The following is a 13319-nucleotide window of genomic DNA, read 5'->3' as shown; positions in this document are numbered from 1 at the left end:
GACATAATTATTTAAGCCAAATTATCCATAACTTCATCAGCCCATTTCAAGGCATCTCTATAACAACGGTTAAACAAACAAATTTCTTGATTACTGAGTTGTTCAAATATTCGACTATCAAAACGTTCCATTCCAATAGAGTTCTTAAGTAGCGCTCCCAGCTGGTTTTCTTGTCCTAACAAAGCTGACTTAATATCGACATCTAGTACTATATGATCAAGTATCTCGACCATGTCAATTTCAAAGATAGCTTCAATACCAGATAAGAGCCCCACTAAAAAACAAGTCGAAGATTCAACTTGTTTATTACCAGTGCTTGTATGTGCAGAATATAATGACAAAGTTTTCGCTCTAACTAAGACAGCTCTAAATAACTCTTTAGGTCGACTCGATTCTGCTACTAAGGCTAGAGTAATAGCCCATTGTTTGACAGTTGTTAATCCTAGAATGACTACTGCATCTTTAACTGACTTAACTTCTCTCACAAGTTGGTATAATGGGCAATTGATTAAAGATAATATTTTAACACTAAGCCCGACATCTCTAGAAATCAGCTCAGCCACTTCCTCAACTTCAATATCATTTCGGCTAAGTTCAGAGACTAAATTTAAAACTAATTGTTGACTAGCCCCAATTTTTCGACCTTTTATGATTTTTGGTCTTTCAAGGTAATAACCCTGAAACAAATCAAATCCAAGTTCAATACATCTATCGAACATTTGTTGATCTTCTACTTTTTCGGCCAGTAACAAACATCGTGTCATTTTCAGCGTAGGCATGGATTTAACCAATTGTTCAAAATCAACATCAAGTAAATCTACTTTAATGACTTTTAAGTATTTAAAGTAAGGGACTTTAGACTTTTCCAGTAAATAATCATCTAACGCAAATTCGAAACCTAAACGTTTTAGTTTACCTAGTTTTTCAATAATAATTTCAGTTGGGGGAATGGTCTCTAAAATTTCAAAAATTAAATTTTTTGGCGCTATAGGAAAAAAATCATCTGCTAACAAAAACTCTTCGTCAATGTTAACAAACATGGGTAAACCTAAATTAATATTGTCATTTAAAATATTAGTACATGCGTTTACCAACAACTCTCTTGTTGATATTTGGCTAATATCACCTGCACCAAGTGATGATTCGCTGCGGTACAAAATCTCATGAGCATATAAATTATTGTTGCTATCAAATATCGGTTGTCTTGCCAACAATACAGACTCGTTCATATCAATCCTTTAGGTTAGAAAGTTTCAATAATTTCAGTTAGCTAATCCAAACATATTTTCCAATTACTTTGAAAATAAGAGCTTGTTAAACAAATATAACAGAGATAAAAATTCTATCCATACTGATAAATATAGTTTCAAACAAGTAATCTGTCTCAGGACTAATTGAAATCATTAACTTTCTACTTGCGATATTGGTTTTCTGATCTTAATGTAAACTTATAGTTGTAGTTTTCTTCTTTTTAATTAGGTTAAACACTTAATTACTAAATTAATTATAACCAAGTGGATGATGACCAGATATGGATTCAACCGGTGTTGTAGATAAAATTAAAGCTCAAGAATTAATCGATTTATTTATCCATCCTGTGATGGTAATCGATAATGATTTGACACTTGTGTCTTCCAACCACGCATTTAAACAAGAAAGCTTACTTGCTGATAACACTGCAAATTTATTAAAAAAAGTTGAGCCTTTAATATCAGGAGCACAAGAACTAGTATATTTTCAAGTAGGTAACACAGAAAAGCTGCTCACAGCTATGCCCATGGCCCACGGTAAAAATTTGATAAAAATAGCCGAGGCCAACCAATCTCCTTTAGCCAAACGTTACAATAATATAGTCAGTGTAATTGACCAAATGTCAGATGCAGTGATTATTAGTAACAAAGACGGCAATATTGATTTAGTTAATGAACAATTTCAGAAGATTTTTTATTCGATCGATTACAACAGTATTCACAAACATACTTTGCTCAGCTTATTGAATGAAGTTATTGAATTTATTTATCCAGACGAACCGAAAAGAGCCGCTATTTTATTCAGGTATTTACGCCTGAAAATTTTCAAAAATAAAGAGTGCTCTTTTGAATTTTCATTGCCTAACGGCAAATATTTCCATTACCGAGACAATATTACATACAGTGGTGAACGGATTGGAATATTTATTGATGAATCTACCTTCAAAGCGTTGACCGATCAACTTGAAGTAGCCTGCCAAGAAGCGAATGATTTAAGTGAAGCAAAAAGTAATTTTATGGCCGCGGTTAGTCATGAAGTACGAACGCCTCTAAATGCCATTATTGGTTTATTAGATTTAAGTCAATTGGATCCTCAATTAGCCTCTAATGAATTTATAACCAGAATGGGGAAAAGTGCTCGTTATCTATTACGCTTAATTAACGATGTTCTAGATTTTAGTAAGTTCGATGCAAATAAAGCAGAGCTAAGTAATACTGAAACTAACCTAAGAATATTATGTGAAGATTTAGTCGAAAAGTTTTCGGCTAATGCAAAATCAAACAATACAGCCTTAATGTTATTCGTTGATCCAAATCTACCAAAAGAAGTAATGGTAGACGAAATTAGGCTCAATCAAATATTGTCAAACTTAGTGAGCAACGGGTTAAAATTCAATAACAATCGACACCCTGAATTAAAATTAGAAGTTCGACAAGATGATTTAACTGGATACATTATTTTTTCAGTATCAGATAATGGAATTGGTATCGACAAAGAAGAGCAAATATTAATTTTTGATACATTTTCTCAAGCAAACTCTAAAATTCATGGAAAATATGGAGGCACAGGATTAGGTCTAAGCATTTGCCAACAAATTTGTAATTTAATGGGTGGTGGGATATTCGTAGAAAGTGAAATAGCTAAAGGAGCGAAATTTACAGTTCAACTCCCTTTAGAGTCGGTCTCAGCTGCAGAAATCACCCAAATAGATACAAGCCCTAATCAAGATACAAGTATAGTCACTAATGACCCTTATTTTTATCAAGTCGCTCTATTATATTCTGAGTCATTAAAGTTCTCAGTGTATTATTCGGAAAACCTACCAAAAGAGTTAAAATCTACAGAAATACTATGTATTAATCCTTTATATTTAGATAATTGTATAGGTTTAAAGAAGTTCTCTGATAGACAAATGCTCTATTTAGATCAAGCCCCACCAGAAGATGCACAGTCAAATAAGTACATCGTAAATTTAACCCCATTGCATTTGGATGACTTGTTACTTATTGCCAAACGCGAGTTACCCACAAACTCTGTGACCGCTTACCACAAAGAGAATAATCTGTTTACCCCTCAAAATAAAATTCGAGCTCTTTTAGTAGAAGATAATCCCGACAATATGTATATATTTAAAAAGCAATTTGAAAATATTAACGTAGCTATTAATTTCGCTACTTCTGCTGAGGAAGCCCTAGTTTTTTTTGAACAACAATCTTTTGATCTTGTTATTAGTGACTATCAAATGCCCCTGGTTTCAGGAGCAAAATTAATATCAATATTAAGAGAAATTGAAGAAGCTGAGCAATGTACACCTAGTAAAATGTATATTTTAACAGCTGACAAAACAGAACGGTGTAACCGAGAATGTATTCAAGCTGGCGCAAATAAAGTATTAATAAAACCTATATCATCAGTTCAATTAACACAATTAATTAAGAATATTGATGAGAGCCTGTTAGCGTCCGCAAAATCAGAAAATGCACGTATTGATATTGATGATGAACACCAGTTCAGCGAGCCTCAACAGAAATATGATGTACTTCTCGGACTGAATGACACTGACGTTTTTATCGACCCTCTTATTGATAGTATTTCAACTGCACCAGTAAAATGTTTCGATATTGAAAAATTCTATGACGTCGTTGGGCACATAAAAAAACAAGACGAAATCGACTACCTCCAGCAGTTTGCAGCGAATTTAGCCCAAATTAAACACGACATGGCTAACAGAGTAGTAAATGAAAATTGGCCAGATTTACAAAAATCAGCCCATAGTTTAAAAAGTAGCGCCATGATTGTTGGAGCAGAGATACTTAGCCATCAATGTGAATCACTAGAAGCTTGTGGAACTCCTAACAAGACTTATCTTTATCCCATATGGCTACAAATTGAAGAAAGTATTCAATTACTTATTAACACACTAAATAAACATTGTAGTCAGTATAATGAAGAAAACTAACGAAAGTCACATAGTACTATTCGTTACCGATCCAGAAAGTGACGAACTTGTATTAGAAGTATTAGGTAAGCATTACGAAAAAATTACAAAATGTAATACTTTAAAGGAGTTATGCCGCTTATTAGTAAATAAAGAGCCTAAAATATTATTATTGCCAGGAGATACACTGCAAAATAGTTTATACAATTATTACCGAGCAATTGAAGCAATTAGTGACTATGAAAAATGCGATCATCGAATAGTTAGTTTAATCCCTAGAAAAAGCGAAGCAGAAGCCTATGAAGCTTACAATGCCAAAATTATTGATGACTATATGGTATCTAGGCCAGTATATGAAATCCACAGAATAGTCCTGATATGCGATCACTTGTTAATTGAGTTGGGAATACAATTCGAAGTTACCCATATTAGTAAGGCAACACAACACCAACAAATAGAATCATTTAAAGAACCACTTCGACAATCAATTAAAAGTCGATTAAATGATATAAAACTATTTGACCAACAATCTAAAAATAGACTCAGTAAATTAGAGCTTGAAATAGATACGGCGATTAGTCACATTGAGTCAGACAAATCTATCCATATCAACATTCCTGAACTAAAAATGCTCTTATCATCTATTCGTTCTGACCAGATGAGAGTTGAATTATTGAAACTTCAGTCCAAAACTATTCATTTATTAGAGCATTTTATTCAACCACCACCAATTGAAAAAGAAACTGTACCAAGCGATAAACCTAAAGAAGACTATCAATTTAATCGTTTATACAAGCAAGAAGTGGATGCTGATGAGCTGCTAGAACAAGCGACACAGATACCCAACATCCTACTAGTTGAAGACGATATAATCAGTATGCAGCTAACAAAAATGTTATTGCGTAACTACAAAACAAATGTCGAATCAGTTACAAATGGTCGACAAGCAATAGAATTAATAAAAGAAAAACAATTCCAACTAATATTAATGGATGTCAATTTACCTGATACAAATGGCATTTATTTAGTCGATCAAATCGCTTCTGAAAAAGGCTTAAATCAAGATACCCCAGTGATTATTCTGTCTGGTAATAAAAATAAATCAGTAGTCTCCAAAGCAATGGAACGTGGAGCCAAAGGCTATATATTAAAACCCCTAGAAAAATCCACCACTGACAAAATATTTAAAAAATTCCTAAACAATAAACGAAGCAAATAATTAGGCTCTCCCGCCAGTGACTTTATTGGCTCGCCCCTCTTCTTTAGCTTTTTCCGCACGACGACGTCTGACTTCTTTTGGATCGGCAATCAATGGGCGATAAATTTCAATTCGGTCGCCATCTTTGGGTATGTCGTCTAATTTACAACTACGATTCCAAATACCCACTTTATGGATATTTAAATCAATTTCAGCAAAGTGTTGACTAATATTGGAAGCCAGTATGGCTTGTTCTACTGTAGCACCAGGCTTGATTTCAACGTCTAATAATACTTGTTTATCAGGTGTACCGTACACCACTTCAATTGATATATGTTTATCTGTCATAATTTCTACTTTAGATACAATTGCATTCAATTAGTTAGGTTAAGTACAGGCTTTAACTTAGCCGTACACTTGTTTGGCACGTTCTGTAAACGCCACCACCATATTAGCTGCAATAGAGTTAAACACCCTACCAAAAGCCATTTCGACAAGTTTACTAGAAAACGCAAAATCTAAATTAAGTTCAATTTTACAAGCTGAATCACTTAACGCTTTAATTGTCCAACCACCGGTTAATTGTGAAAAAGGACCGTCCACTAAATCCATTTGAATCGACTCAGCTCGATGAAGATTATTATGAGTGGTAAACCACTGTTTTACTCCAGCTTTTGAAATGAGGATTGATGCACGCATCTCATCATCACTTTGTTCTAACACTTTGGTTTCAGCGCATCCCGGAATAAATTCAGGATAACGAGTCACATCATTGATCAAATCAAACATGGAATCGGCGCTATAAGCGACTAATGCGCTACGCGAAACATTCGACATCCACTCTCCAATACCTACCAGCTATGAATATGGTTAGGTTATCATATTAATCTATTATTCGGCATCATCAGAATCTAGCTACTTGAGGTTTATTACTCATTTTTCATAATTTTTGTTGTACGCCTAAACACAATCTCTATAATACCGCCCATGAATAAAAAGAAGTCAAAATCAAATTCCGACAGCACTATCGCTCTCAACAAAAAAGCCCGCCACCAGTATAATTTAAACGACAAATTAGAAGCTGGTATGGCTTTGCAAGGTTGGGAAGTAAAAAGTATTCGTTCGGGCAAAGTAAATATTTCTGAAAGTTACGTCACCATAGAAAAAGGTGAAGCTTATTTGATCGGTTCAACTATCCAACCATTAAACCAAGCCTCAAGTCATGTGGTATGCGACGCTACACGTAAACGTAAACTATTACTCAAGCAAAGGGAACTGGATAAATTAATTGGTTCAGTAGAGCGCCAAGGATACTCAATCGTAGCCACCGCTATGTATTGGAAAAAGAATTGGGTAAAAGTAGAAATTTATCTCGGTAAAGGTAAACACGAACATGACAAACGTGATGCGGTAAAAGATCGTGATTGGGCCAGAGATAAAGAGCGCATGATGAAACACAGTCAATAACACGCTTACCTTTTCCCCCTATCTAACCACGAGTATATAAATTCCACATAAAAAATGGCGGTAAACATTATGTTTACCGCCATTTTTAAATACACTTGGCAAAAGCTCTAACGAAGATAACGTACTGAAACTATATTCGCGACACCCTGCTCTTTTTTAGCATCGGTCAAATTCACCACTAGAAATAAAGGTGTTTTGACCTGTTGAGTCGAAAAATTAAAACGTTTTGACACTAAACTAAAGGCTTCAGCTTGATTATAACTAAATTGCCCTTTTGCTATTACTTTTCCATCTGCACTGTCAATCCTTATTTCAAAATTAGCTTGCTCTGGCAACCAATCTATATACTTTTGGGTTATTTCTAGTCCTTTGACTTGAGTTAAGTCAAATTCACCAAGGGGCAATACAGCATTAGGCCCTGACATAACAATGGATTTCCCCCCTCCGTCAAACCCTAAGTTTGGCGCCTTACCAGCGGCTTTAAACAGTTCTTCGCCCATTCGAATAGGTGAATGAAATGCATAACGTTGTTGTACTTTGATTGCTGATAAACCTTCAGCTCCGCTGTCTTGATATTCCGCTTTTAAATAATAGTCTCCTTCTTTTTTCACTTTTGGTAGTTGACCAATCAAAGGCAAACCTGGTGCTTTAGATTTATTCAGTAATATATAACGGCTTAAACTACTGCGTACCTCTTCTGATAAAAAGTCGTGAGCAGGCATCTGATGCTGTCCCCATTTACCCGTACTACCTGCTGCAATCGTGTTATTCAGGTAAGTGATGGGGTCATCTAAAGCGATATATTTATCGGCAATTTGTTGGAAAGATGGACCGATAGACGCGGCTTGTTCCTGATGACAACCAATACATAAGTGTTTTTTAGTGGCTGCACGCCCTGGACCCAATGGATCATTCGCTAAATGTCCTATTGCTTGTGCGCCGTTATCTTGTGCCGCAACTAAGCTTATATCAACTCGCTCAAACTCAGCGGTTCCTTGCGTAACGCTGCCATCTTCAACATCATTAATCACAACTTTGTATTGATGGGAGGAAACATTAGGCCATATAAAATCCTGATTTCCCTCTACAGATATTTCAATAACCGGAGCAGCATTACCCACTTCAACAAACTGTTGCACAGTATCACTCGCACCTTCAACATCTGTCACGGTTAGACGAATTAAATATTGCCCATTTTTATCTAAGGTATAGGTACTGTCTTTTCCTGAAGACTGCTGCCCTTGACTCATATCAGCCTGCTCAGGGTTTTGTCCTGAAGTTAACAACACTGAAGACCAGCTATAAGTTAATGGGTCATTGTCTGGATCTGAAGAATCTGCTGCCGATACATCAACCCTTAATGGAGCAAGGCCGTTACTTGCAGACACCCGCATATTCGCAATTGGCGCCCTATTCCCATCTCCGGTATATACAATTCTAGATAGCTGAGAATCAGGGTTATTACTAAACCATTTAGCGCCATATTCCAGTGCATATAAATGACCTTGACGGCTAAACTTCAAATCCAGTGGCGCATGAAACTCAGCTTCTGGCGCAAATTTATCTATTTTGTAGATATCGCCATTTTTGTCACTAAATACTACTTTTATCCAACGGCGCATAAAATCAGAAATAAACAAACCACCATCATAATAACTGGGTAAGGCGCCCTCTCCTAGTTTAGTTCGGTAAACACCAGCTACCAAAGCATTTCTTGAGCCTGCACCTAATTCAGGAAACTTATCTGAATGACCATACGGATACCAAATATAGGCGGGTTGAGCAGGTGGTAACCATTCAATCCCGGTATTATTAGGGGATACGTTTTGCGGGCTTAACGGATTATTCCACTTACCGGGCTCTTCAGTTGCGTAATTAAACTGGCGATAGGCTTTATTATTTGCAATAAACAAAGGCCAGCCGTAATTACCCGCTTCTTTAACGCGGTTTACCTCGTCGTACCCTTTAGCACCATGTCGCTCGTCATAGGCTTTACTATCAGGACCCACATCACCAAAATACAATATTTGTTCTTGCTCATCATAAGCTAATGTATAGGGGTTACGTGTGCCCATTACATAAATTTCAGACCTGCCCCTTGCAGGATCACTAAACAGGTTACCTTTAGGAATACTATAAGTGCCATCTGCCTGAGGAGTAATTCGTAATATTTTACCGCGTAAATCTTGGGTGTTGGCTGAAGTTCGATAAGCATCATGAGCTTGTCGGCCTGCTCTAAAATCAGACGGCCCAACGCCAAATGCTTCAAAAGGATTGGCATTATCGCCAAAAGCAATAAATAAATGACCTTTTTCATCAAATTCCATATTGCCGCCCGTATGGCAACATGAATCTTCATTTGGACTTTCAAGCATGGTTACTTCAGATGACATATCGAGTTTCCCCTGTACTAAAGTAAACCTTGACACTCTCTGGATCGGACCTGTATCAGCTAGATTAGAAGGAATGTTGTACATCATGTATATATGTTGATTTATGGCAAAGTTAGGATCTAATGCAACCGTCAATAAGCCAAACTCCCTTTCATGGTACACCTCAATTTTACCAAGCAGCTGCATGTCACCAGACTCAGTATCAACCCAATTAACTTGTCCTGCTCTTTCGACAAAAATGACACCTTTTCCATCTGGAGTAATATCTAAACTTACCGGCTCCTTCAGGCCAGAAACCAAGGTTTCTTTGATAAAACGATTCGGTTCAGGCATTGAGAGACTGTAATCTCTTTTATTTTCACCAATGACAAATTCAATCCCGCCTAAAAGATGATCTATATACATAGGTTTTTCGAAGTTTTCGGCGTTATGCCCAATACCCGTATAAAAAGCACGGCCGCCATCAAACTCATGATACCAAGCAAGGGGGTGATACTCCCCATGTTTGCCACCGGTATAGCTGGTTTCGTCTACTTTCATTAAGTCTATGCGACGGTCAGATAAACTTTTAAAGTCGTACCATTCGTCAGCTAGTAAAAAATTATCTGGCAGGTGAGCTGTAGCTGGATGGTCTTTATTTATGACTTGAATGCGAGCCGTTTGTACATTCGACGGCACATTAGGATGACTTGCAAATACACCGCCTACTAAACGGCGATACCAAATCCAATCACCGCCCCATTCGGTGTCCGTTGCCGCATGTATTCCCACAAACCCGCCACCTGCTTGAATATACCGCTGCATAGCCACTTGCTGCTGTTCGTTTAATATATCACCCGTAGTATTTAAAAAGACTAAAGCAGAAAACTCTGATAAATTTTTATCATTGAACAAAGCCGCATCTTCAGAAATCACGACATCAATACCGCTATTAACTAAAGCCTGTTTTAATAGCTCACTTCCAGATTCAATCGACTTATGTCGATATCCTGCGGTTTTACTAAAAATCAATATTTTACTTTGTGCTTCTTTACTCTCTTGGTTTAAAACTTGAGGATTATCTACACCGCAACTTACTAGAAAAAAAACTAGAACTAACTTACATAAAGTGGCAAAAGCACGGGACCTAATTTTCATACAAACCCAACCTATGGTAACGATTTCATTATTCTTAATGTGCGACATAGTAAGCCTTACTATATGCGAGTCAATAGTTAATAGGTTGTAAATCAAGCGGTTTAGCCGCAATCCGTTTAATTGAAAGCCCTAAACCTTTATTACGATATTTAACAAACCTATATCTTTTTAATGACAAACTGAAAGGCAGTATATTTTGTAAGCAGTTGAATTGAGTTCGTTGATTTCTATATTCTTTTCGCCACTAGCTATGTTAGAATGGGTTCGTTGGTAGTTTGCAACCAACTACCTTTGGGGCTGATTTTGGATTCGACAGGATTCTTGAGGCTTTAGGTGCATGTCGAGGAGCGGTTTGCCTCGTAAAAAGCCGCATTTAAATAGTCGCAAACGACGAAAACTACGCTCTAGCCGCTTAATAACCGGCTAAGCCCTTCCACTCATACTCTTTCTGCTAGTAGAGGTTCGGAAGGTCATCCCAGCAGGATAGCGAGGGAACCTTGTCTAAGGGTGAACCGCGAAATAGTATTAGGCCAGCTGCAACGAAATCCTGTTTGTCGGAGTTCCACGTAGTTAAATAAAAGACAAAATAAGCATGTAGTACCGACGGCTAACGCTTTCTGGACGCGGGTTCAACTCCCGCCAGCTCCACCAAATAAAACCCTTAAGTTTCAATAGCTTAAGGGTTTTTTATTTTCTAACAGCCCACTCTTTGACCACGCAGATATTTATCAAACAACTAGTTGGTGTACTTTATTTACCTTTACCAAAAGAATTGTTCAACGCTTCAAGGACCGGCGCTGCTTGCAGCGTCCGAGTTACTTGATTTGTTAGGGCTCTTTTCTTCCGCACCAAAATAATCAATTGGCGAACCTACGTAACCTTGCGCTCTTACAAAAAGCTGCAAACACAAAGCATGAGGTGTTACGCCTGCTATCAGATGATCGGGGTTAAACCCTTCATGGATTAGCTCTAGCCCTCTAAGATGATCTAACTCTCTATCTAATTGGTGGATATCAGTTATGCCCGAGATTTTCATCAGTTCATGAGCTTCCAGATAAACCAAATCACATGCTATAAAACCACTTTTGCTTTTGAAAGTTTTAGCTATAGTACAAACATGAGTGATAATTTTAGCTTGGCTAGAAGTCAGTTGAGATAAAAGACCTATAAGAATAAGGTTGCTCTCATCCTTGCCATCAGCGGTGCAAGATGATGCCAAGAGACCAGCCCATAGGTTCTGCATAAAGTCGTCTTCAGCCCATGATCCATTTTCAATAGTAGAATAAATGATTCTAGGGTGAGCACTTAAAACTACGCCCTTCACTTGATATTCGAGAAGTTTCTGGGCTTTATTTGCTATTGCTACAGCATTCTTTGAGCGCCATGCGCTAACTTTATCTCGCAGCAAAAGCCCAAATTCTTCAGCAGCTGGCAAGCAGATTCTACTTAGGAATGCAGACGCCCCTTCAACTGTTCCTTTTGTTAAAGTATTGACCGAGTCGGCAACAGGCTTTATCCCAAGAACGTCCAAACTCTTATTTTCGTCGTTCATCCTAATTCTCCTTGGAGCCCTAACGCTGTTTTAAACGGCAAATTGCAGTTGGCTAAAATATGTGATGCACGAACAAAAAGCCAACTGTAATTTGTCCGACTTGAAAACCCTTGTTATATTTTTAAAGCACTAATTGTATTGTTGAAAATCACATCAATTAGCCTGTTTGCTGGAAAATATGTGACTCAATAACCGAGACATATTTTCTTTTTGATAGTCTTCCATAGAAACAAAGAGAGCTACGCCAAGTAAAAGAAATATTGAAACTGTATAGGTAATTCTTTTTTTAAATTTAGTATTCATAGATTAAATCCTCGTGCAAAAATTTATTTAAAATATAACGCCCAGCTAAACGGCGAGCGGTAGCGAGTCCGGTGGAGCGAAGCGACACGTATTTGAGCTGTTTGTTATGTGACGTCTGGTTCAATTCGCTGTTCTTTTTAACAACGGTTCGATTTTCTCACTAAATACCTTCGCACAATCTGCGGTTACGCGAGAACCGCTCTGAGCTTTTACTACTGCCGTAATTGCTGCCGCTGCAGCCGCGGTACCTGCACCGCCAGCATAATTATATTGGCCTGGTTTCGCGGTAGCAGTCGCCTCCTCTGATTCCTCACCTGCAGTTGTTGCGTTGATGCACGCTACAATAATTTGTGTGACGAGAGTATTTTGGTTCACATGAAAATCGAGTTCCGACTTTTTCAATTCCAGGCCAGCTTCAAGACTTGCAATTGCTGCGCCGCTCTCAGACAGTTTAGCATTAAGAGATTCAATCTTTGTACGCGCAGCAACTAAATCCGCCTGTGCCTTTTCAAATCCGTAACGCGCTTCCGATGCGGCACGCCTTGCCTCCTCATCAGGATTGAATACCCCTTGCGTATACATATACCATCCAGCACCAACAATAGTGCTAATGACCACTCCTAAAGTCCCTATAAGTGCGAAAAATAACTGTTGGACAGAGAACTGCACTGCAGAAATATTGGTTTTTTCCTGCTTGATGGTGCCTTCCGTATTATGGGGACTATCACTCATCTATGTACTCTCCAGTCACATAACGAGGCTGTAGAAAAAGTCGGTTTTGACTATTCCATGCATCGCTTTTCTTTAAATTTATTATGTTCACAACTTTGCCTTGAGCCAAGAGATATTGCAAAGTTTTTTACTCGTGGTTTTACTTCTCCCGGTTTTGGCTTTTGTCAGGCTCGGTATAGCTGTTTTTAGTGGCTTAAAGGGCTTCATTTTTAGTGGTGATTAGGCGATCTACGCCGCTAGCTGTCCGTAATTATTGAGTTTCTCTAAATTATGTATCAAACAGAATAAGTGCCACTGGCCTTGCACTTTATCTTTACCTCGAAGGCTAAAACGATTCAGTTTTTTGTT

Annotated in this window: 10 protein-coding genes and 1 other RNA gene; 4 read left to right on the top strand and 7 right to left on the bottom strand. The window is 37.6% G+C overall.

The window, feature by feature from the left end:
- Positions 1 to 11: 11 nt before the first annotated feature.
- The gene (locus L0668_RS19140) at positions 12 to 1229 is read right to left on the bottom strand and encodes an EAL and HDOD domain-containing protein (RefSeq protein WP_235314332.1); all 1218 of its coding nucleotides are present in this window, start codon (positions 1227 to 1229) and stop codon (positions 12 to 14) included.
- A 302-nt stretch (positions 1230 to 1531) separates the two neighbouring features.
- On the opposite strand from L0668_RS19140, the gene L0668_RS19135 reads away from it, so the two are divergent.
- Entirely contained in the window at positions 1532 to 4210 is a 2679-nt protein-coding gene (locus L0668_RS19135) for an ATP-binding protein (protein ID WP_235314331.1), read from the top strand.
- Positions 4197 to 5408, top strand: a complete 1212-nt coding sequence (locus L0668_RS19130) for a response regulator (protein WP_235314330.1) — start codon at positions 4197 to 4199, stop codon at positions 5406 to 5408. The genes L0668_RS19135 and L0668_RS19130 overlap by 14 nt, the downstream gene beginning before the upstream one ends.
- Here L0668_RS19130 and L0668_RS19125 read toward each other — a convergent pair whose 3' ends face one another.
- Positions 5409 to 5735, bottom strand: coding sequence for an RnfH family protein (locus L0668_RS19125; protein WP_235314329.1), 327 nt, complete (start codon positions 5733 to 5735; stop codon positions 5409 to 5411).
- A 57-nt stretch (positions 5736 to 5792) separates the two neighbouring features.
- Positions 5793 to 6224, bottom strand: coding sequence for a type II toxin-antitoxin system RatA family toxin (locus L0668_RS19120; RefSeq protein ID WP_235314328.1), 432 nt, complete (start codon positions 6222 to 6224; stop codon positions 5793 to 5795).
- Positions 6225 to 6374: 150 nt separating this feature from the next.
- Here L0668_RS19120 and smpB point away from each other — a divergent pair, with 150 nt between their 5' ends.
- Entirely contained in the window at positions 6375 to 6854 is a 480-nt protein-coding gene (gene smpB, locus L0668_RS19115) for an SsrA-binding protein SmpB (RefSeq protein ID WP_235314327.1), read from the top strand.
- Between the two features lie 107 nt (positions 6855 to 6961).
- On the opposite strand, the gene L0668_RS19110 is transcribed toward smpB, so the two are convergent.
- Positions 6962 to 10384: a ThuA domain-containing protein gene (locus L0668_RS19110; protein ID WP_235314326.1), complete on the bottom strand. Its 3423-nt coding sequence runs from the start codon at positions 10382 to 10384 to the stop codon at positions 6962 to 6964.
- Positions 10385 to 10677: 293 nt separating this feature from the next.
- On the opposite strand from L0668_RS19110, the gene ssrA reads away from it, so the two are divergent.
- Positions 10678 to 11035: a transfer-messenger RNA gene (ssrA, locus tag L0668_RS19105) on the top strand.
- Positions 11036 to 11168: 133 nt separating this feature from the next.
- Here the strand turns inward: ssrA and L0668_RS19100 are convergent.
- The 3 genes from L0668_RS19100 to L0668_RS19090 all read right to left on the bottom strand — a co-directional run.
- On the bottom strand, positions 11169 to 11936 hold the full coding sequence (locus L0668_RS19100; protein WP_235314325.1) for an Abi-alpha family protein: 768 nt from the start codon (positions 11934 to 11936) through the stop codon (positions 11169 to 11171).
- A 423-nt stretch (positions 11937 to 12359) separates the two neighbouring features.
- On the bottom strand, positions 12360 to 12971 hold the full coding sequence (locus L0668_RS19095) for a hypothetical protein (protein WP_235314324.1): 612 nt from the start codon (positions 12969 to 12971) through the stop codon (positions 12360 to 12362).
- A 228-nt stretch (positions 12972 to 13199) separates the two neighbouring features.
- On the bottom strand, positions 13200 to 13319 hold a 120-nt coding region (locus L0668_RS19090), incomplete at its 5' end, for a transposase (protein WP_441295211.1).

Source organism: Paraglaciecola algarum (assembly GCF_021532655.1).
Classification (GTDB): Bacteria; Pseudomonadota; Gammaproteobacteria; order Enterobacterales; family Alteromonadaceae; genus Paraglaciecola; species Paraglaciecola algarum.
This window is presented reverse-complemented; position numbering and strand designations above follow the sequence as displayed.

Coding starts and splice junctions, on each gene's coding strand:
- L0668_RS19130 (WP_235314330.1), top strand. CDS start 4,197: ATGAAGAAAACTAACGAAAGTCACATAGTACTATTCGTTACCGATCCA.
- smpB (WP_235314327.1), top strand. CDS start 6,375: ATGAATAAAAAGAAGTCAAAATCAAATTCCGACAGCACTATCGCTCTC.
- L0668_RS19100 (WP_235314325.1), bottom strand. CDS start 11,936: ATGAACGACGAAAATAAGAGTTTGGACGTTCTTGGGATAAAGCCTGTT.
- L0668_RS19120 (WP_235314328.1), bottom strand. CDS start 6,224: ATGTCGAATGTTTCGCGTAGCGCATTAGTCGCTTATAGCGCCGATTCC.
- L0668_RS19125 (WP_235314329.1), bottom strand. CDS start 5,735: ATGACAGATAAACATATATCAATTGAAGTGGTGTACGGTACACCTGAT.
- L0668_RS19140 (WP_235314332.1), bottom strand. CDS start 1,229: ATGAACGAGTCTGTATTGTTGGCAAGACAACCGATATTTGATAGCAAC.
- L0668_RS19110 (WP_235314326.1), bottom strand. CDS start 10,384: ATGAAAATTAGGTCCCGTGCTTTTGCCACTTTATGTAAGTTAGTTCTA.
- L0668_RS19095 (WP_235314324.1), bottom strand. CDS start 12,971: ATGAGTGATAGTCCCCATAATACGGAAGGCACCATCAAGCAGGAAAAA.
- L0668_RS19135 (WP_235314331.1), top strand. CDS start 1,532: ATGGATTCAACCGGTGTTGTAGATAAAATTAAAGCTCAAGAATTAATC.